Raw genomic sequence first — 21933 nt, 5'->3', positions numbered from 1 at the left:
GTTGAGGTAGTATAGTGTTTTTACAACAATTAGTTAACGGGTTAACCCTCGGTAGCTTATATGCTGTACTCGCTATTGGCTTAACACTTGTGTTTGGCGTTTTAAATATCATCAACATGGCACACGGAGGCATCTTTATGATAGGTGCCTTCGTTGGTCTTTTTATGGTAACTGTTTTTGACGTTAACATTTTTGTAGCCCTTATCGTAGCTATGGCTGTCGGTGCTATCCTCGGTTATCTATTAGAATTTGTGGCGCTTCGTCCACTACGTAAGAAAAAGGTGTCTCACTTGGCACCACTTATTAGTACTATTGGTGTTTCTATTTTTCTTGAAAGTTTGGCATTATTGCTTTGGGGCCCTCAAACAAGATCTTTCCCACCAGACTATATTGGTGGTCTAATCGACTTTGGAGCTTTCAAAATTTCCATGGTACAAATTATTGGTTTAGGTGTTTCTGTTATTTTAATGCTAATTCTTAATATAGTTATTAAGAAAACTAAAATTGGTAAGGCTATTCGTGCCGTATCTATGAGTACAGAAACAGCGGCTCTTTTGGGCATTAATCCAACAATGATTATATCTGTTACCGTTATGATTGCATCTGCCTTGGGTGCAGCTGCAGGTGTATTGGTAGGCTTGTCTTTCAATGCTATTGAGCCTACTATGGGTGTTATTATTGGATTTAAAGGCCTTGCCGTACTTATCTTAGGTGGTCTTGGTAATATTACAGGCGCCATGGTTGGTGGTTTTATTTTAGGTGTTGCAGAAATCTTCTCTGTTGCATATGGAGCCTCTACATTCCGTGACGCAGTGGCCTTTGGCCTCATTATCCTATTATTATTCTGGCGCCCACAAGGCTTGTTTGGTTCTAAAGATAAAGGGGGTAGACCTTAATGGATTTATTAAACCCGTATTATCTACAGATCGTGATGTTCTTCATCATCAATGCCATCATGGGTATTTCTATTTACTTCACACTTGCAAGTGGTCAGCTTTCTTTAGGGGCTGCTGGTTTTATGAGTGTTGGTGCATACGTAGGGGCTATCCTTTCTTTGAAAGCTGATTTGCCTATCGTTGTAGGCATCATTATTGGTGGCCTAGTTGCTAGCCTTGTAGCCGTTATTATCGGCTTACCAACAACACGTCTTCGCGGTTTATATCTTGCCATTGCTACTCTTGGTTTTGGTGAAGTTGTGCGTGTTATTTTCTTGAATTTGGATATTACTAATGGTGCATTAGGCCTTTCTGGTATTCCATCTATTCCTCAAGAATTAACAAATTTAGCCTATGAACTTGATATCGATGGTTTAATGGGCATCGATGCTGTTGCATGGGGCAATTTAATGTCTATTATTATTTTGCTAATCATTTTAGTATTGATTATTGCCTTCTGTGTACGCATTAATAATAGTCGTGTTGGTCGTGCCTTTGCAGCGATTAAGGCGGATGATCATGCAGCAGAATTAATGGGGATTAACGTTGTATACTACAAGATGATGGCATTTATCATTGGTGCTTTCATCGCCGGTATTGGCGGTGGTTTGTATGCTCATATTACAAACTTTATTAATCCTACAGACTTTAGCTATCACAAGGTAGTACAAATCTTATTGTTCCCTGTATTTGGTGGTTCTAATGTAGTATGGGGCTCCGTATTAGGTTCCTTTATTCTTACATTATTGCCAGAAGTATTACGTTTCTTATCCGATTATCGGGACATCATCTACGGTGCATTGCTAGTCATCTTGATGGCAGTTCGTCCAGATGGTATTTTAACAGAATCTATGGTAGACAAAATTAGTCGTAAATTAGGCTTTAAGAAAGCCCCATATATTCCTGAATCACAAGTATTAACAGAACGTTTTGAAGCGTATAAACGTAAACAAGAAGAAAAACAAGGATAGGAGGGAACTGAATGCTATTAGAATTAAATGACGTAAGTAAAAGCTTTGGTGGCGTTGCAGCTCTCACAGGTATATCCTTTGGTGTAAAACAAGGTGAAGTATTTGGTGTTATTGGGCCAAATGGTGCTGGTAAAACTACATTATTTAACTTGATTACTGGTGTATTCCCTGTAAGTTCTGGCGAAATCGTATTTGATGGTATGTCTGTTGTAGGCATCAAGCCTCATAGAACGGTAGAAATGGGGATTGCTCGTACATTCCAAAACATTCGTCTCTTCGGCAATATGACAGCTTTGGAAACAGTGTTAACTGGTATGCATTGCCGAACTGGTTCTGGCTTCGTTGCTAGTTTCTTAAGAACAAAACGCCAACGTATTGAAGAAGAACGTTGTCGTGGCATTGCGTATGAATTTTTAAAACTCGTAGGTCTTGAAGAAGATGCTGAAGAGGTTGCTACATCTTTGCCTTATGGTAAACAACGTCGCCTTGAAATTGCTCGTGCCTTGGCTACACATCCTCAATTAATTTTGCTAGATGAACCAGCAGCAGGTATGAATGATAGTGAAACAGAAGCGTTACGCCAATTGATTGGTAAAATTCGCGATCTTGGTATTACTGTTGTAGTTATTGAACATGCCATGGAATTAATGATGAATATTTGTGATCGTTTGGTAGTGTTCAACTTTGGTAAAAAGATTGCTGAAGGTACACCTCAAGAAATTCAAAATAATGAGGCTGTAATTGAAGCATACTTAGGGAAAGAGGAGGCGTAATATGTTAAAGCTAGAAAACATCGTGGCTAGTTATGGACATATTACAGCCTTAAAAGATATCAGTTTAGAAGTACCACAAGGTTCTATTGTATCCTTGATTGGTGCTAATGGTGCTGGTAAGTCTACAACTATGAAGACCATAATGGGCCTTGTAAAGCCAACATCTGGTAAAGTATTATTTGAAGGCCAAGATATTACTGGTCATAAAACACATCAAATTGTACATGGTGGTATTTCTTTAGTTCCAGAAGGTCGCCAAATTCTTCAAGATATGAGCGTTTATGAAAACCTTGAAATGGGCGCTTATATCCGTAACGATAATGAGATTGAAGAAGATATCAAAAAAGTATTTAAACGCTTCCCAATCCTTGATGAACGTAGTTATCAATTAGGTGGTACTCTATCTGGTGGTCAACAGCAAATGTTGGCTATTGGTCGCGCCCTTATGGCACGTCCAAAATTGTTATTATTGGATGAACCATCTATGGGTCTTGCACCATTAGTAGTAAACGAAATCTTTGAAACTATCAAAGAGATTAGTGCTGAAGGAACTACTGTTCTCTTGGTAGAACAAAATGTGCGACAAGCATTAAAAATAGCTGATTATGCGTATGTATTGGAAACAGGTAAGATGGTATTATCTGGTCCTGCTGACGAAGTACGTCATGATCCTCGCGTTATGGAAGCATATTTAGGCGGTCGTGTTGAATAATTAATACTTTAAGTCGATAGACTTATCTAAAATTTTTAATAAGGTGTATATACTAGAAAACTAGTATATACACCTTATTTTTTTGTTTAATCAATAAAATTGATGAGAATTTGATGATTTTATGAATCGACCATGAATCGACCATGAATTGAGTTTATATATTTTTTATTTATATATCTAAATTTAATGAAAAAATCGAGTGAAATATGAGTGAAATGCGTAAAAAAATACACATAATAAAATGGTGAAAACCTTATATTTACGCGATTTATTCTTAAAGGTTTAATGAAGTTAGCTCAGAACGGGCTGTGTTTATAGAAGAAAGTTTAAAATAATGATAAAATAACTTAAGCGATTTTTTAGGATTAATAATTCTAAAAAATAAAGTGTTGTATTGAGTGAGTTGAATGTAAATCAAAGAGGTAAATATGAATAAAAAACAGTATATGATGATGGCCGCATTCTTATGTGCCACAACAACATCCATGGCTGCACCTGTTAATGTAACAGCTGAACAGTCTTACAATTCTAAAGTATTACAAACTGAAGGACACGTACCACTAGAAACTAGTGCATCTGTAGTGAGTTCTGATAAGGTGTATCGTCTACGACAAGGTGATGAATTAACTATTCAAGTTGTACAACAAGCAGATCTTGGTACACGTAATGGTAACGATATTATGTACACTGTTCGCCCTGACGGATATGTATCATTCCCTATGGTGGGACCGGTAAAAGCAGATGGTTTAACCGTCGATGAGTTTACCGCCCAATTACAGCAAGGTTTATCTCGGTACATTATTAATCCGGATATTACTGTAAATGTTACAAAACTCGGAGGAGTTCGGGTGTACGTATTCGGTGAGATTAATAAGCCTGGTGCTTATACATTGACTAAGTCTAGTACTGTTATTGATGCGATTGGTGCTGCTGGTAGCTTTAACTGGGATACAGCTAAAAAGAAAATTTATTTAATTCATCAAGACAATCCTGAAAAACCAATTCCTATTAATTTAAATCGCATGTTACAAACTGGAGATATGTCCGAAAACTATATTATGCGAGAAGGGGATGTTCTTTACTTGACTAAAAATAGTCGTATTAACTTTGCTCGTGATATTGCTCCAATTTTGACTGGTGCGTACATGGTATCACGTATCGGTAAGGATTAAGGATAGGGTTTATCTCACATATAAGGGGGCGTTCTTTTGCGTTCATATTTATTACCAGCCATACTGTTTATTGCCGATATTGCGACGATTGTTATTGTTGCTTTCATTAGTTTATTTATAAGATTTGATGGCTATATAGAACCTCGATATATTGATCAAATGGTAGACGCATTGCCACTATTGCTGATTTCGTATATGTTGATGTTCTTGGTTATGCATCTATATACGCGTATATGGCGCTATGCAGGGATGAGAGAGGTTTTAGCTGTTTTTGTAGCTACCACTATCGGTACAGGAATTTTCTATTCTTCTATGTTTGTTTTTGGTAAATCTTTACCACGTTCCATTTATTTTATTACATGGTTCCTCACTACGGGGACAGTTGGTATGGGGCGCATGTTACTTCATTATGTGGCACTTCACTATAGTAATGGGGATGATGGTGAAAGTGGCCAAGTAAATACACTCATTATAGGTGCTGGTGATGCTGGTGCAATTATAGCTCGTGAAATTGAACGGTATCATAAGCGTTCAAGACGTATTATTGGCTTTGTTGATGATGATATGTATAAACATAACCGGTTGATGAATGGTTTTAGAATCTTAGGGAATCGTGAAGATATTCCAATGCTTGTAGCAAGATATAAGGTTGAAGAAATTATCATTGCTATGCCATCGGTAAAGCGTGATGTTATTCGAGAAATTATGGAAATCTGCTCACCTCTAAAATGTAAAATCAACACATTACCCGGGATGTACCAATTATTAGATGATGAGGTTTTAGTATCTCATTTGCATCCTATTTCTATTGAAGATTTATTGGAACGTGATGAGATTCATCTAGACACATCAAAAGTAGAACCATATTTAAAAGATAAAGTCGTTCTTGTTACGGGTGCAGGTGGTTCTATTGGCTCTGAAATTTGTCGTCAAGTATTACGAGTAAGACCTAAAAAACTATTGTTATTAGGTCATGGTGAAAATAGTATTTATCTTATTCACCAAGAGTTGCGTTCCATTGTGCCTGAAGGTACATTGGTTCCCATTATTGCTGATATTCGAGATAAAAATCAGTTAGACCAAATCTTTACCGATTATGAACCCGATGTAGTGTTCCACGCAGCAGCTCATAAACATGTACCGCTTATGGAAATCCAACCGATTGCAGCGGTGTTAAATAATATTTATGGCACTCGTAATGTGGCAGATGTAGCGGGCGCACATGGTGTTGAGCGCTTCGTTATGATTTCCACAGATAAAGCGGTAAATCCAACAAGTGTTATGGGGGCTACGAAACGGGTGGCAGAAAAGGTTGTACTTGGTATGAATCATAAGTACGATACAAAGTTTATTACCGTTCGCTTTGGTAATGTTCTTGGTAGTCGCGGTTCTGTTATTCCATTATTCCGCAAACAAATTGAAGCTGGAGGACCTGTAACAGTTACAGATCCTGAAATGACTCGTTACTTTATGACTATTCCAGAAGCAAGCCAACTTGTATTACAAGCTGGTGCAATGGGGAATGGTGGTGAAGTGTTCTTATTAGATATGGGTGAACCAGTAAAAATTGTTGATTTAGCGAAAAATATGATTCGCCTTTCTGGATTTGAGCCTGATAAAGATATTCACATTGAATTTACTGGCTTGCGTCCAGGTGAAAAGCTATATGAAGAATTATTAACTGCTGAAGAAGGTACTAATACAACTACACATAAGAAAATCTTTGAAGCTGCCTTAGAAGATGTAGATCAAGAATGGTTAAGCCGTGAAATTGATCGCTTTGAAACATGTAAATCTGACTTGGATGTAATCAATGTATTACAAGACATCGTTCCTACATATCATCCAAATCATAATGTATAACAGTTTAGTTACAATCATTTATTTAGAGCTGTAGTCTACGTGAGAGGGAGATATACAGTAACTATTCCTAAGAGGGAGAGACCCTGTTGTTTGTATACTTTCACAGAAAGGGGTATATGGGTGGAACAAATTATAGATTTAAAAGAGGTCGGTAGAGTCCTCGTTAAACGACGTCGTAAGATTATCAATGTTACGGTAGCATGTATAGTATTGGGTGGTGCATATGGTCTCCTAGCACCATCTACCTATCAATCTACATCTATGTTGCGCATTAAACAATCTCAAGGATTAAGTAATTCTGTTTTATCAAGTACTAATGGTTACTCTGACTCTATGGCACGTCAATTGATGAATACAGATGCTGAAATTTTAAAGAGTCGTAATGTTGTAGAACCTGTTATTGCAGCGATTGAAGATCCAGAAGGAACAGGTAAAGCACCTACATACGAAGAGTTTGTTAAAACACGTATTGAAACAAAACCATATAAAGAAACTGAATTATTACAAGTTAGTGTAACTGGTAAAAGTCCAGAACAAGCACAAGAGGCTAATCAATTATTAATTGATACATTCTTAAATCGCTTGGCAGACATTTCCCATGTTGAGCAACGGACGACACGCGAATTTTTACAAAAACGTGTGGTAACTGCAAAAGAAGAATTGGGTCAAGCAGAAAAGAAATTACAACAATTCCAAGTGGATAATAAGGTATATTCCACGGCGGATCAAATGAAGGGGCTAACAGATAAGATTACCCTTATTGATCGTGAAAAAGCTCAAAACCAATTGGATTTGGAAACGGCGCAAGCAGCTTTAGGCAGTATTAATGAGCAATTAGGCTCTGCAGGTAAAAGTATTGCTGATAGTGCCACTGTTCAAGCATATAAAGGACAATTAGCTGACTTAGAATCTCGTAAGGCCTCCTATGTTGGTAAATATACTGATGAGCATCCGGCAATGAAAGAGATTAACCAACAAATCGAAGAAGCTAAGAGTGGTTTAAATGCTGAAATTAATGCTATTGCATCCCAACAAGCACCATCTAGCAACTCTGCACAGCAAGGTTTATTAGCAGATAAATTCAGAAATGAAGCAGCTTTAGCTGTAGCACAAGGTAAAGAATCTACATTAGCGGAACTTGATAAAGAAAATGAGGAAGCTATGAAAGGTTTGCCTGAAAAAGAACGTGGCTATATCCAGGCAAAACGTGATGTTGATGTAGCCCAAGACATTTACGAAATGTTATCTAAGCGTTTGGAAGAGGCTAAAGTAGCTGAAGTAATGGTACCAAATGAAGTTCAAATTGTAGATGCTCCTACATTGCCAGAAAAGGCTATTGCTCCTCGTAAGATCCTTATTTTATTAGGCTCTGCAATTTTGGGTATTATTCTAGGCTGCCTTTACACATTGGGTCAGTTCTTCTGCAACCGCAAGGTTCAATCGGTACAAGAAATTAATGATATTCTTGGCATTGAAAATTTAGGTGTCATTCCAAATCATGAAGAAAAGGAATATGAAGAACCAAGCAATCGTATTGTAGCATTGTGGCGTAAAGTGAGAGGTTAATATGATTAGACTAATTTCTAATGAGCGTGGTGATACACCACTTGTAGAAGCATATCGTACATTGCGTAGCAATTTACAATATGTATGTAATCAACATAAATGTAAGATCATTTGTATCACCGCTGCTACTAGTGGAGAAGGTACCTCTGAGGTAGCGGCTAATACGGCATTAGCTTTATCGAAGAATAATAACAAAGTTCTTTTGGTAGATGGTAATTTACGTAATCCAGTTCAGCATGTAGCATTCAACGTGCAAAATAAAGGCCTTACAAACGCAGTTATTATGGATGAAGATTTGACGATTCATCGCAATATTGTCCCTCATTTAGATGTACTGACTGCAGGCGAAATAGTTGAATCTCCTTCTGAAGTCGTAGATTCTAGTAAATTATCTACAATTTGGGATTATATCCGCGACGAATATGATGTAGTTATCATTGATACACCACCAGTATTAGATGTTACGGATGCTATTGTATTAGCTGAAAAATCTGATGGTGTTATGCTTGTTGTTAAAAATGAAGTAGCAAGTCCTAAAGATTTAATAGAAGCTAAGAAACGACTTACTCAAGTTGGAATTCCTTTACTAGGTTCTATCGTCATTGATGTGTAGTCAATAATTTAATATATATTCCATTAGATAAATCAAGCGTATCGACGAGGTACAGAAAGTAATGAGGTGATGTATATGAAAATTAATTTTTCCCCTCCTGATATTACAGAGTTAGAAATCAATGAAGTTGTTGAAGCCTTAAAGAGTGGCTGGATTACAACTGGACCGCGTACTAAAGAATTGGAAAAAAAGATTGCGGCTCAATTAGGTACACCTAAAGCTGTTTGTTTAAACTCTGCTACCGCGGCGCTTGAAATGTCTCTTCGTGTATTAGGTATTGGACCTGGCGATGAAGTTATTACTAGTGCCTATTCCTATACTGCTAGTGCAAGTCCTGTTGCTCATGTAGGGGCTACACTAGTTATTGTAGATACCCAAAAAGATTCATTTGAAATGGATTATGATGCAGTAGCTCGTGCTATTACACCAAAAACAAAGGCAATCATTCCTGTAGATATTGCAGGGGTGCCTTGTGACTATGACAGGTTACGCTCTATTGTAGAAGAAAAGAAATCGCTATTTGCACCTGCCAATGATATTCAAAAAGCATTGGGTCATATTCCTATCGTGGCAGACTGTGCCCATTCCTTTGGTGCTTCATACAAAGGAATACCAACTGGTAATGTGGCTGATTTTAGTAGTTTTTCCTTCCACGCAGTAAAGAACTTTACGACTGCCGAAGGGGGCTGTGCTACATGGCGACATATAGATGGTATTGATGATGAAGTCATCTATAAGCAATTCCAATTATTATCTTTGCATGGACAAGATAAGGACGCTCTTGCTAAGACAAAGGCTGGTGCATGGGAATACGATATTAAGGGTACATATTATAAATGTAATATGACCGATATTATGGCGGCTATTGGTTTGGCTCAATTTGAAAGATACCCAAAACTGTTAGCACGACGTAAGGAAATCATCGCAGCTTATGATGCAGGTTTTAAAGATTTACCTGTTACATTGTTACATCATTATACTGATGATCATCAAAGTAGTGGCCACTTATATTTAGTGCGATTAGATGGTCAAGATGCTGAATACCGTAATAAGGTAATCGAGGCTATGGCTGAAGCCGGTATTGCAACTAATGTTCACTATAAGCCAATTCCTATGCATACGGCTTATAAGAACTTAGGATTTACCATTGATGATTATCCAAATGCTTATAATCAATTTAAAAATGAAATCACATTGCCTCTTCATACATTGCTAACGAATGAAGAAGTGCAATATATCATTGAAACATTTAAAAGGATTATTACCGAATGTTAGTAAAAAACTTTCACGATCTACCACAAGAGTTGCAGTGTGAAGAGGTGCGTCCATACTTTGAAATATTGAATCAAAGACGAACAAGCCTTCTTTGTAAAAGCATATTTGACCGTGTTATAGCCGCTGGTATGCTCATTGTTTTAAGTCCTGTATTTTTGGTGTTAGCCATAATGATTAAACGAGATAGCGAAGGGGAGGTCTTCTTCCGCCAAACTCGGGTGACGCAATATGGTCGTACCTTTGGTATCTATAAATTTCGTACCATGGTAAAAAATGCGGAATCATTAGGTGCTCGGGTGACATCACAAAATGATATGCGCGTTACAAAGGTAGGCAATATGCTTCGTAGCTGTCGTCTTGATGAATTGCCTCAGCTAATCAATATCCTATTAGGAGATATGAGCTTTGTTGGTACAAGACCAGAGGTGCCTCGCTATGTGGCGGCTTACACAAATGAAATGAAAGCAACTTTGTTATTACCAGCAGGGGTAACAAGTATTGCAAGTATTGCTTATAAAGATGAAGATCAACTTTTACAAAATGCTAAAAATGTTGATGAAGTGTATATCAATGAGGTTTTACCAGGCAAAATGGCTTGGAATTTAAAGAGTATTAAAGAGTTTTCTTTTTTACAAGATATTAAAACGATGATTGATACCGTACTAGCTGTTTTACGTTAAGAGAGGTTCCTATGAGTACATCTATGACAAAGGAAATACAAGAGAAAGAGCTGACTATGTTGCTGTACTTTAAAGAGTTCTGTGACAAACATAATTTGCGATTCTATCTTTGCGGCGGTGGTCTCATTGGGGCTATACGCCATAATGGTTTTATCCCTTGGGATGATGATTTAGATCTTTTTATGCCTCGGCCTGACTATGAAAAACTAGCAGAGTTGTGGCCTAAATATGCTGATACAGAACGGTATACCTATTGTCGTACGGATCGGCATCATATCTATCATGATGCAGGTGCTTCTATTAGAGATAATCATACGACATTTATAAATCGTCATAGTATGCATGAAGATATTTGTCATGGTTTAGCTCTTGAAATTATGCCTATTGATGGTTGTGCACCAGGAAAAATTAGCCGTACCTTACAACTTATGTGGGCTATGACCTTTGCACTTTTTAATGCACAACGTTTACCGGATAATAAAGGACCGATGTATCGTGCATTAGCAGGATGTATCTACAAGGTATTCTCTAGTCAGTCATTACGTTACCATATATGGCGGTTTGCAGAGAAGCAAATGACCAAATATGATTTTAATACGAGCAAGGAGTGTACTGAGTTAATTGGTAGTTTAAAAGGCATGAAGTTGCGTCATCCTCGAGAAGACTTTGATTCTGTTATATATAAAGACTTTGAAGGTCATCAGATACCTGTTATGAAAGGGTATGAAAGATATTTACGTCTCATTTGGGGCGACTATATGCAATTACCACCAGTAGAACAGCGTGTAGCAAAACATGATGCTGTGTTTGCTGATTTACATACACCTTACAAGGAGTATAAAGGCATACATTATGCCAAGAACGAAGCTCAACCTTAAGGAGGGCCTATGAAACGAATAGCAGTAATCTTTGCAGGTGGCGTAGGTGCTCGAATGAATAACAGCAAGACGCCAAAACAGTTTCTAGAATGGAACGGTAGACCTATTTTGATTCAAACTTTAGATGTATTTGAACAAACCGACTCTATTGACGGTATTGTTTTAGCTTGCAAAGCAGAGTGGATTGATCATACTAAAAACCTCATCAAAGAGGCTGGTTTACAAAAAATTGTATCCATTGTTCCAGGTGGAGACAGTGCTTTAGACTCTCAATATAATGGATTGACAGAGGCAAAACGATTATTTCCTAATGAAGAGGTTACCGTATTGATTCACGATGGTGTTAGACCACTTGTGGATAAGGCAACAATAGAGAGAAATATTGAATCTGTAGAAACAAAGGGTTCTGCTATTACGGTTACACCTGCTATTGAAACCGTTATGGTTACAGATAATGGTTCTATAAACCGAATTTTAAATCGTAGCGAATGCCTTATGGCAAAAGCACCTCAAAGCTTTAAACTAGATGATATTTTATCGGTTCATGATAAAGCTAAAACAGAAGGCATCCATAATTTTATAGATTCTGCATCCATGATGATGCATTATGGATACACCTTGTATCCAGTATTAGGAGAAACAGAAAATATAAAGATTACTACACCATCTGATTATTATATGTTCACGGGTATTATTAAAAACCGTGAATTAGGAGGATTACAAGATGAGTAATTCCGTTATTAAACGCGAGTTAACAGCTTTATTACAAGACAAAGAGTACTTTGAATTCCTCCGCCATCAACGCATTCTTGTGACAGGTGCGACGGGACTTATTGGCTCTATGTTTATAAAATTGCTTATACTTGCCAATGAGACTTTTAACTTGGACATAAAGGTAATAGGTCATGTACGAAGTCATGATAAAGCACAGGCTATATTAGGTAACTACTTAGATAATGATTCCATTACACTTATCGATGGTGCTTTAGAATCTATTGACGTACCGTGTGACTATATCTTACATGGTGCTGCACCAACACAATCTAAATTCTTTATGGAGCATCCTGTAGAAACTATTCGTACATCAATTCATAGTACTGAAGCTATGTTAGAGCTCGGTCGTCATAAAACGGTAAAAAAACTTGTGTACTTATCGAGTATGGAACAGTATGGTGTACCCTATGAATCTGGACAAGTGATGACAGAAGAACGATTAGGGTATTTAGATCATTTAAATATTCGCAGTTCTTATTCTGAAAGTAAGAGATTATGTGAGTGTTATTGTAAGTCCTATGCTGTAGAATTTGGAGTTCCTGCTGTTATAGCTAGACTTGCTCAAACTTTTGGACCAGGTGTTCCTGTATCTGATAATCGTGTATTCATGCAGTTTACTAAGAGTGCGCTACGAAATGAAAACATTATTCTTCATACAAAAGGTGACTCCATGTCGAACTATTGCTACATTACTGATGCATTAACGGGCATTTTAACCCTCATGAAGGATGGCGAAGCTGGTGAAGCATATAATATTTGTCATGATGAGGAAACTCGCTCCATAGCAAGTATTGCGCATCTAGTAGCTACGCATGTAAGTCATGGAAAAAGTGAAGTAGTTTTTGACATTCCCGAAGATGTACAGGGTTTAGGATACGCACCGACAGTTCACATGTTCTTAAGCTCTAAGAAGTTGAAATCTTTAGGTTGGCAGCCTAAAGTGTCAATGGCACAGGCCTATGTAAGACTTGCAGAATATATCCAAGAGGAAGGCTTATGAAAAAGGAAATAATTATTGTTACCATCTCCCTCGGTAACGATGGAGCTGAACGTATTTTAACAGAGTTAGCTCGTCAGTGGGTGCATGATGGTCACCATATTACGGTTATCCAAACAAGCCCTAATCGTTATGGTAATGAATATGCTTTAGAGGAAGGTATTGAACAAATTCAGATTCATACTACAAGCTCTAATAAAGTAATTCGCTTTATTCAGGAAATTAAAGAGCTGATCAAGATTTTGAAGACAAGACCTAACGCAACATGCTTATCGTTTTTGTCAGCATCGAGCTTTATTCTCGCCATTAGCTCTTGGTTTGTGAAGAATCGCATCGTCTTTTCGGAGCGAAATAATCCGCGCAAGGTGCCTATTGGTTGGTATCAACAAGCATTGCGTAATTTTGCCTTTAGATTTGCTGATGCTCTCGTATTCCAAACAGAAGACGCTCGCTCTTACTTCCCAAAATCTATACAAGAACGTGGTGTTATCATTCCCAATCCTATTAATGGTAAATTGCCACCACCAATAGAAGGGGAACGTGAGAAGACGATTGTTACGGCCTGTCGATTACATCCTCAAAAGAATTTACCTATGATGATTAATGCTTTTAGTATGCTGGCAGATGAGTTTCCAGAGTATAAACTTGTTATTTATGGCCAAGGTGTTTTAGAGGATGAACTACGTGCTCAAATTAAAGCGCTCAATTTAGAGAATCGTATTTTATTACCTGGCTTTGCTAGTAATATTTTAGAGAAGGTTGCACCTTGTTCTATGTATGTTTCATCATCTGATTTTGAAGGTATTTCAAACTCTATGTTAGAAGCACTTGGCATGGGATTGCCTGCTGTAGTTACAGACTGTCCAGTAGGTGGTGCTCGTATGGTAATAAATAGTGGAGAAAATGGTATCTTGGTACCTGTAGGAGATACAAAGGCTATGTATGAAGCTATGCGCAGTATTCTGAAAGATCCTGCATTAGCAGCAAAACTTTCACAGGAAGCTATCAAGGTGCGAGATAAATTCCCACTATGTAAAATTGCTAAACGTTGGTTAGAGGTTTTATGAGTTGTAAGGAGGAGAACCATTGAAGTTAAATATAACGGCTATTGCTGACCGCATGATATGGTTCATAACTCTAATTTTTTTAGTGTTGTCGTTGACTATTTCCTTTGCCCTTGGCGATGCGAATTATGGTGCCTATGTATTATTTGTATGCCTATTTGGACTTATTATTTTTTATCTCATACGAGAGCAGGGAGTTATAAAATTTAGGTTTACTTGGATGCATGGTTATATGCTGCTCTTTATTGGAGCCTGTTATCTGAGTACTATTAATGCTATTGAGCCATCTGTAGCACTCAGTCGAAGTTTTGATATCGTCAAGATATTCTTTATGCTTATCATTTTATACATGTGTTATCAAGATAAAACATCGGTGGACACATTATTAAAAATTGGTATGTGGACCGGTTATATAGTTTGTTTTTACACGGTATATTTCTATGGTTTAGATTACTTTATTACGGTTTTATCATCTTCTGCACGAATTGCAAATGATGCATTAAATGCGAATACTGTAGGTTTATTAGGTGCCAATGCTATCGTTATGACATTGTATTACATGTTATACGATCGACCTCGTTGGTGGAATATTATAGCTTTACCTACATTGGGGATTCTAGCTGCTACTGGTAGTCGTAAAGCTTTAGTATTTGTTGTTGTTGGTACAGTATTACTATTTGTATTTAAAAGTTTACGTAGTGCCAATGTAGTAAATTCTATTGCTAAGATCATTGGGTCATTGTTAGCTCTTACTATCATTGGTATTGCAGTCCTACAATTACCTATGTTTTCAGAGGTTCTGGATCGTATGTCGAGTATGGTGGATGCTTTCACCGGTACTGGTGGTGATTCATCTACCATCATTCGTTTAGCCTTGGTTGATATAGGTTGGGATTTATTTTATCAATCGCCCATCACTGGGGTGGGGGTAAATAATCCATCTGTACTTACCTATTTTTTATATGGTAAAGAGAATTATTATTTACATAATAATTATATTGAACTATTAGCGGGTACAGGGATAATCGGCTTATTGGCGTATTACTCAATGTATGTGTATATAGCTTATAACTTAATTCGTTATCGAAACTTTCATAGCAATGAATACGTAATGGTGCTCATTTTATTCCTTTCTCAAATCGTCATGGATATGGGGATGGTGTCTTATGAAAGTAAGAGTACATATTTTTATATGATGATGTTTTATTTAGAGGTGCAATTGCTCCGGAAAGGACGTAAAAATGAAGCTCAGCAAGTTATGTAAAGTTGGCATGTCCTTTTTAACAAAACCTTACTATCGCACAAGAGTATTAATCAAATTAGGTTATTATGATTCTTTATCTGATGAAGAGTTTTTAAAGAAGGTATTCCCTAAATATATGGGGTACCCTTTAGATTTAGAGAATCCTAAAACCTTCAGTGAAAAATTACAATGGCTAAAAGTCAATTACCGGAATCCTATTCAAACTGTCATGGTTGATAAACATGAAGCTAAGAACTTTATTGCGGAACGTGTGGGAAGTCAATATATTATTCCTACACTTGCCGTATGGGATTCAGTAGAGGATATCGATTTCGATGCATTGCCAAATCAATTTGTGTTAAAGTCAACTCATGATAGTGGAGGCATCGTAATTTGTAAAGACAAATCATCTCTTGACTTCGAAGCAGCTAAAGCGAAGCTAAGTGCATCTTTAAAACGTGATTACTCTAAAATAGCCAGAGAATGGGCTTATCAAAATGTACCGCGTCGCATTATAGCGGAAGAATATATTTCTGAATTGGGCAAGGATGATTTATTGGACTATAAGATGTATTCCTTCCATGGAGAACCAAAGCTAACTGTGGTATGCTCGGATCGCTTTTCAAAGACTGGAACGCGTATGAATTTCTATGATATCAATTGGAAGCCCATGGAGATTCATTTTGGTCATTATCCGCCATTACCTACGGAGTTTCCGAAGCCAGCTACTTATGAGGAGATGAAACGTCTCACAGCTGAGCTAAGTAAGGATTGTCCGTTCTTACGTGTTGATTTTTACGAAATAAAAGGACGCCTATTTATTGGAGAGTTAACATTTTTCCCTGGTGCTGGATTTGAAAAGTTTCGTCCTATGTCAAAAGATTATGAATTGGGAGAGTGGTTACACCTTGAAACTGTACATCGGGGCTGATTTTGTCCCAACGGATATAAATAGAGAATTATTTGAATCTGGTAATGGAGAGGCTTTGGTTGGTAAGGAGTTACTGGGAATTCTAAAGGAATCTGATTTAAATGTATTTAATTTAGAGGTGCCTTTAACAGATGCATCTACTCCGATTAATAAATTTGGTAATAATTTAAAGTCTCCTACAAAAACAATCTATGGTTATAAGGCTTTAGAGCCTATATTTTTAACATTGGCTAATAATCACTCCTTAGATCATGGTGTAGAAGGATTAACTACTACACTAGAGTTATTAAAAAAGCATGATATTAAAAATGCAGGTGCTGGTGCTAATGTAAAAGCAGCTAAAAAGCCATTTATCTTTGAAAAAGAAGGTATACGTATAGGATTTTACCTATGTGCAGAACATGAGTTTACCGTTGCTTCTTGTCATACAATGGGGGCTAATCCATTTGATGTATTAGAGAGCTTTGATGATGTAGAAGCTTTAAAGAAAACATGTGATTATGTTATCGTTCTATATCATGGTGGGAAAGAGTTTTATCGCTATCCATCGCCAATGTTACAGCGATATTGCCGTAAATTTGTTGATAAAGGAGCAGACCTTGTAATTTGCCAACATAGTCATTGTATAGGTTCTCGTGAGGACTATGGTAAGGGGACTATTATTTATGGCCAAGGTAACTTTATCTTTAACTCCGAATCCTATATACATCATAAGGAGTTTGTAAAAGATTCCTTATTAATCAGTGTGGAGGCTACAATGGATACCTTTGTTGTATCTGAAGTGCCAATTCGTGGTAGCGAAAGGGGCACCCGTTTGGCTACTGAATCAGAAGCCATTGAAACATTGACGGAATATAAAAAGCGAAGTGAAAACATTAGAGATGCTCATTTTGTAGCTCAAGCATATAAGGATTTTGCTGATACTCATGTAAAGCGATATTTGCGTGAATTTTTAGGTAGATCTTTTATTATCCGCGCAATAAATGGATTATTTGGACGAAAATTAATGCAACTTATTTTAGGAAAAACAAGTTATTTAGCAATTCAAAATTACTTGGAATGTGAAGCTCACCATGAATTATTCTTGCGGGGCATTAAGAATATCAATAAAAAATAATGGATACAAAAATAGTAGCTGCTGCTAAATGGTCTGTCATAACAGAGGTTTTAGCAAAGCTTATTACACCACTAACAAATATAATATTGGCCCATATGCTAGCACCTACGGCATTTGGGATATTGGCAACAATTATGATGGTTATATCCTTTGCAGAAATGCTAGCTGATGCGGGATTTCAAAAATTTCTTGTACAGCATGAGTTTCAAAGTGATAAAGAAAAACAGGAGGCTACAGATGTAGCTTTTATTGCTAACTTAGTTCTTTCTTTACTCTTGTGGGGGGCTATTATAGTCGGTCGTGATGAATTGGCCGTATTAGTTGGAAATGATGGCTTAGGCATACCGTTGGCCATAATGGGGGCCATGATTCCGCTCTCTGCTTTTAGTAGTGTACAAATGGCCTTGTATAGACGGGACTTTAACTTTAAGTTTCTTCTTAACATTCGGCTCATCACAATTCTGACTCCTATATTGATATCCATACCTATGGCGCTCATGGGATATGACTATTGGTCTTTAATCGCTGGTATGTTAGGGGCTCAGCTATTTACGGCTTTGGCCTTATTGAAGAGTAGGAAAAATCAAATCCATCTGTTCTTTAGTTCTCGAGTCTTTATGAACATGTTCAGTTATAGTGCATGGTCATTGGCTGAAGCATTTTCTATTTGGCTTACTGCATGGGTGGATACCTTCATTATTAGTCGCTTTTTGGATGCCTATTATTTAGGGATATACAAAATGCCTATGGCTATTGTTACAACTGTTATGGCCATGGCTACTTCATCTTTAGCGCCTGTATTATTTGCCGCATTAAGTCGAGTTCAACAGGATGAACAGGCATTTTCAAATACATTCTTTACCTTCCAACGCTATATGGCTCTTTTTTTAGTACCTATAGGGATAGGCTTGTTTGTATTCCAAGACTTTGTTGTTAATCTTTTATTGGGACCACAATGGAAGTTAGCAGGTATTGTATTGGGATCCTGGGCTTTGAGTTCCGCTATTATGACAGTAACAGCAAATTTGATTTCTGAAGTATTCCGTGCAAAAGGAGTTCCTAATTTATCATTCTGGACTCAAATATTACATTTAGTTGTATTAATACCGGTAATTTATATTTGTATTCAGTATGACTTTAGTACATTTGTTTATGCTCGTTCAATAGTACGCATGGAAATGTTAATGGTTGCCATGATTTTCTTAGCATTATTTATACATATGAGTGCCCTTCGGGTGATTACTAATATAGGTGTATATTTAATTACCGCATCTATTGTTGGTGCTTTTGCATATAGTATTTTACATTTATATGATGCAGTATGGTGGACTATAGCTTGTATGATTTTATGCGTTGTATTGTATGTGGTTATCTTATATCTCATACCATCTGAGCGCACTATTATCACTTCTGGCATTGATAAATTATTAAGTAAAGTAAGACGCTCATAATTAACAGAACTATGAAAGGAGTACATATGCTTTCAAAAAATGTAGACTTAAACAACACGGTGATCCTAGTAACGGGAGCCGCTGGATTTGTAGGGGCTAATCTTGTTATGTCCCTGTTATCTGAAGCAGAAGGAACTCAAATTATCGGCATAGATTCTGTTAATGATTACTATGACGTGGCCTTAAAAGATTATCGATTGCAACAAATTGATGAGATGAGCAAAGATAATAAAAATACGTGGATATTTAAAAAAGGGAATATTGCAGATAAGGCCTTTATTGAAGAAATTTTCTCTACCTATAAACCACGTGTTGTTGTTAATTTAGCAGCACAGGCTGGTGTGCGTTATTCTATTACAAATCCTGATGCTTATATTGAGTCTAATATTATTGGTTTTTACAATATATTAGAGGCTTGTCGTCATTCTTATGATAACGGTGAAAGTGGAGTAGAGCATTTAGTTTATGCATCGTCGTCTTCTGTATATGGAGCGAATAAACAAATTCCATACTCTACAGATCATAAAGTAGATAATCCCGTATCTCTTTATGCGGCTACAAAAAAATCAAATGAATTATTAGCTTATTCGTATGCCAAGTTATATAACATTCCTAGTACAGGACTTCGTTTCTTCACTGTATATGGTCCTGCAGGGCGTCCTGATATGGCATACTTTGGTTTTACTAATACATTGCGTAGTGGCGGTACCATAAAAATCTTTAACTATGGTAATTGTAAACGTGACTTTACCTATATCGATGATATTGTAGAAGGCGTATCTAAGGTTATGTGTGCAGCACCAGAGCGTCGTAACGGAGCTGATGGATTGCCAGTACCACCATATGCTATTTATAACATTGGTAATAGTCATCCTGAAAATCTTCTCGATTTTGTACGTATTCTTTCAGAGGAATTAGTTTCTGCTGGTGTATTACCAGAAGATTATAATTTTGAAAACCATAAAGAATTAGTGGCAATGCAACCCGGTGATGTACCTGTAACTTATGCAGATACAAGTGCTCTAGAAGAAGATTTTGGATTCAAACCGAATACATCTTTACGGGAAGGGTTACGGAAATTTGCTATATGGTATAAAGAGTTTTATATGACGGAGGGCAAATAAATGAAGATTGCAATTGCTGGGACTGGCTATGTAGGCCTTTCAAATGGTGTTTTATTAGCACAACATAATGAAGTAGTAGCCCTCGATATTATTCCTGAAAAGGTAGAAATGTTAAATCGCAAAGAGTCACCTATTGTAGATGCAGAATTGCAAGAGTATTTGGCTACTAAAAAATTAAACTTTAAAGCTACCTTGGATCCTGTAGAGGCTTTTACAGGTGCTGACTATGTTATTATTTCAACTCCTACTAATTATGATCCTCAAAAGAACTTCTTTGACACATCTTCTGTAGAGCAAGTTATCAAAACAGTATTAGAGATCAATCCAGATGCTGTTATGGTTATCAAGTCAACAGTACCAGTTGGGTATACAGCTCAAATGCGTAAAGAATTCGACACGGAGAACTTAATTTTCTCTCCAGAGTTCTTACGTGAAGGTAAAGCTTTATATGATAATTTACATCCTTCCCGAATTGTGGTAGGAGAAGACTCTAAAAGAGCTCGTTGCTTTGGTCAACTATTAGCTGATGGTGCCATCAAAGAAAATGTGCCTCAATTGTATACGGATTCTACGGAAGCTGAAGCTATTAAATTATTTGCTAATACTTATTTAGCATTGCGCGTTGCTTACTTTAATGAGTTAGATTCTTATGCCGAAGTTCGTGGTCTTAGTACAAGTCAGATTATTAATGGTGTTTGTTTAGATCCTCGTATAGGCGACTTCTATAATAATCCATCCTTTGGTTATGGCGGTTATTGCTTGCCAAAAGATACTAAGCAATTATTAGCTAACTATAATGATGTTCCACAAAATTTGATTTCTGCTATTGTTGATGCTAATAGAACTCGCAAGGATCACATAGCAGATGTTATTATAGGAAAGAATCCAAAAATTGTTGGCATCTATCGCTTGACTATGAAAATGAACTCTGATAACTTTAGAGCATCTGCAATACAAGGTGTAATGAAACGAATCAAAGCTAAGGGGATTGCAGTAGTTGTTTATGAACCGACTCTTGATGCAGAAGACTTCTTTAATTCCCCTGTGATTCGTAACTTTGAAGACTTTAAACGTGTTAGTGATGTCATAGTAGCTAACCGTTGGGATAAGAGTTTAGAAGATGTGAAGGATAAAGTTTACACAAGAGACATTTTTGACCGCGATTAATATAAGTATATGTATTATGGCGTTTAGGAGAGTAGTATGAAACGTTGGATACTATATATCCTGTTAGGGCTAATAGTATTTTTTATATGGGATAATTCGATGCAGAATGGAGGTTCATCAGATGGATTTAGTTTACTTTTTGCAGAGACCTTTGCCCATATAGTAAATAAGTTAGGCTTTCATGGAAATATATGGACCTTAAATAGGATTGTTCGAAAGTTAGCGCATCTCACAGAATTTACAATCCTTGGTGGTGTTTTATATACGATTCTACGTCGATATATTACATATGGTACCGTAATTAAGACTATAGGTTTAGGAATGTTGATAGCTAGTCTTGATGAATTTATACAATTGTTTTCACCAGGTCGTAGCTCTCAGATTTCTGATGTTTTAATTGATACAGTCGGTGTTATTATTGGTATTCTAATAGTAAAGCTAGCTTATTACATCAAGTATAAGATAAGTACATTTAAAAATTAAATTGTTAATAATATACAGATGAGTGAAAAATACCTCATAATCTTAGCGATTATGAGGTATTTTTAATGAAGTTAACATGAAAATATAAACAATATATTAAATAAATACATTATAATTTATCTATTTTTATATAAAAATCACTAT

At 36.7% G+C, this 21933-nt stretch carries 21 protein-coding genes; all 21 read left to right on the top strand.

The features are described 5' to 3' along the window. The first annotated feature begins 14 nt into the window (after positions 1 to 14). The 21 genes from ACWTVK_RS03560 (at position 15) to ACWTVK_RS03460 (ending at position 21789) form a co-directional block, all read left to right on the top strand. Entirely contained in the window at positions 15 to 896 is an 882-nt protein-coding gene (locus ACWTVK_RS03560) for a branched-chain amino acid ABC transporter permease (RefSeq protein ID WP_060924778.1), read from the top strand. After that, positions 896 to 1906, top strand: a complete 1011-nt coding sequence (locus tag ACWTVK_RS03555) for a branched-chain amino acid ABC transporter permease (RefSeq protein WP_456045949.1) — start codon at positions 896 to 898, stop codon at positions 1904 to 1906. Before ACWTVK_RS03560 ends, ACWTVK_RS03555 begins: the two co-directional genes overlap by 1 nt. Before the next feature lie 11 nt (positions 1907 to 1917). After that, positions 1918 to 2679, top strand: a complete 762-nt coding sequence (locus tag ACWTVK_RS03550; protein ID WP_129822886.1) for an ABC transporter ATP-binding protein — start codon at positions 1918 to 1920, stop codon at positions 2677 to 2679. A 1-nt stretch (position 2680) separates the two neighbouring features. Next, on the top strand, positions 2681 to 3391 hold the full coding sequence (locus ACWTVK_RS03545) for an ABC transporter ATP-binding protein (protein WP_456045948.1): 711 nt from the start codon (positions 2681 to 2683) through the stop codon (positions 3389 to 3391). A 428-nt stretch (positions 3392 to 3819) separates the two neighbouring features. Beyond that, on the top strand, positions 3820 to 4563 hold the full coding sequence (locus ACWTVK_RS03540) for a polysaccharide biosynthesis/export family protein (protein WP_456045947.1): 744 nt from the start codon (positions 3820 to 3822) through the stop codon (positions 4561 to 4563). 36 nt (positions 4564 to 4599) lie between these two features. After that, positions 4600 to 6426: a polysaccharide biosynthesis protein gene (locus tag ACWTVK_RS03535; protein WP_303939728.1), complete on the top strand. Its 1827-nt coding sequence runs from the start codon at positions 4600 to 4602 to the stop codon at positions 6424 to 6426. A 120-nt stretch (positions 6427 to 6546) separates the two neighbouring features. After that, complete coding sequence (locus ACWTVK_RS03530) at positions 6547 to 7992, top strand: GumC family protein (protein ID WP_456045946.1); 1446 nt, start codon at positions 6547 to 6549, stop codon at positions 7990 to 7992. 1 nt (position 7993) lies between these two features. After that, positions 7994 to 8605, top strand: coding sequence for a CpsD/CapB family tyrosine-protein kinase (locus ACWTVK_RS03525; protein WP_456045945.1), 612 nt, complete (start codon positions 7994 to 7996; stop codon positions 8603 to 8605). Positions 8606 to 8674: 69 nt separating this feature from the next. Beyond that, complete coding sequence (locus ACWTVK_RS03520) at positions 8675 to 9880, top strand: DegT/DnrJ/EryC1/StrS family aminotransferase (RefSeq protein WP_456045944.1); 1206 nt, start codon at positions 8675 to 8677, stop codon at positions 9878 to 9880. Beyond that, positions 9874 to 10560: a sugar transferase gene (locus ACWTVK_RS03515; RefSeq protein ID WP_303938257.1), complete on the top strand. Its 687-nt coding sequence runs from the start codon at positions 9874 to 9876 to the stop codon at positions 10558 to 10560. Before ACWTVK_RS03520 ends, ACWTVK_RS03515 begins: the two co-directional genes overlap by 7 nt. Before the next feature lie 11 nt (positions 10561 to 10571). Next, complete coding sequence (locus tag ACWTVK_RS03510) at positions 10572 to 11438, top strand: LicD family protein (RefSeq protein ID WP_456045943.1); 867 nt, start codon at positions 10572 to 10574, stop codon at positions 11436 to 11438. Positions 11439 to 11447: 9 nt separating this feature from the next. After that, positions 11448 to 12170: an IspD/TarI family cytidylyltransferase gene (locus tag ACWTVK_RS03505; protein ID WP_105085427.1), complete on the top strand. Its 723-nt coding sequence runs from the start codon at positions 11448 to 11450 to the stop codon at positions 12168 to 12170. Next, entirely contained in the window at positions 12163 to 13212 is a 1050-nt protein-coding gene (locus ACWTVK_RS03500; RefSeq protein WP_456045942.1) for an NAD-dependent epimerase/dehydratase family protein, read from the top strand. Before ACWTVK_RS03505 ends, ACWTVK_RS03500 begins: the two co-directional genes overlap by 8 nt. Then, positions 13209 to 14276 (top strand): glycosyltransferase, encoded by a 1068-nt coding sequence (locus tag ACWTVK_RS03495; protein ID WP_456045941.1) that lies wholly within the window; start codon positions 13209 to 13211, stop codon positions 14274 to 14276. The genes ACWTVK_RS03500 and ACWTVK_RS03495 overlap by 4 nt, the downstream gene beginning before the upstream one ends. 19 nt (positions 14277 to 14295) lie before the next feature. Beyond that, positions 14296 to 15537: an O-antigen ligase family protein gene (locus ACWTVK_RS03490; RefSeq protein ID WP_303940623.1), complete on the top strand. Its 1242-nt coding sequence runs from the start codon at positions 14296 to 14298 to the stop codon at positions 15535 to 15537. Continuing rightward, the gene (locus ACWTVK_RS03485; protein ID WP_456045940.1) at positions 15515 to 16447 is read left to right on the top strand and encodes an ATP-grasp fold amidoligase family protein; all 933 of its coding nucleotides are present in this window, start codon (positions 15515 to 15517) and stop codon (positions 16445 to 16447) included. The genes ACWTVK_RS03490 and ACWTVK_RS03485 overlap by 23 nt, the downstream gene beginning before the upstream one ends. Further along, complete coding sequence (locus ACWTVK_RS03480; protein ID WP_456045939.1) at positions 16425 to 17564, top strand: CapA family protein; 1140 nt, start codon at positions 16425 to 16427, stop codon at positions 17562 to 17564. Before ACWTVK_RS03485 ends, ACWTVK_RS03480 begins: the two co-directional genes overlap by 23 nt. Beyond that, a complete protein-coding gene (locus ACWTVK_RS03475) occupies positions 17564 to 19015 on the top strand; it encodes a lipopolysaccharide biosynthesis protein (RefSeq protein WP_456045938.1) in 1452 nt (483 codons plus the stop codon). The genes ACWTVK_RS03480 and ACWTVK_RS03475 overlap by 1 nt, the downstream gene beginning before the upstream one ends. A gap of 26 nt (positions 19016 to 19041) precedes the next feature. Next, positions 19042 to 20139, top strand: coding sequence for an NAD-dependent epimerase/dehydratase family protein (locus ACWTVK_RS03470; protein WP_303940633.1), 1098 nt, complete (start codon positions 19042 to 19044; stop codon positions 20137 to 20139). Then, on the top strand, positions 20140 to 21306 hold the full coding sequence (locus ACWTVK_RS03465; protein ID WP_303940635.1) for a nucleotide sugar dehydrogenase: 1167 nt from the start codon (positions 20140 to 20142) through the stop codon (positions 21304 to 21306). Positions 21307 to 21342: 36 nt separating this feature from the next. Next, positions 21343 to 21789, top strand: a complete 447-nt coding sequence (locus ACWTVK_RS03460) for a VanZ family protein (protein ID WP_456045937.1) — start codon at positions 21343 to 21345, stop codon at positions 21787 to 21789. Positions 21790 to 21933 lie beyond the last annotated feature (144 nt).

It is taken from the genome of Veillonella sp. Ser01 (genome assembly GCF_053850375.1).
Note: the sequence above shows the minus strand (reverse complement) of the source record. Positions and strands in the feature narration are given on the sequence as shown.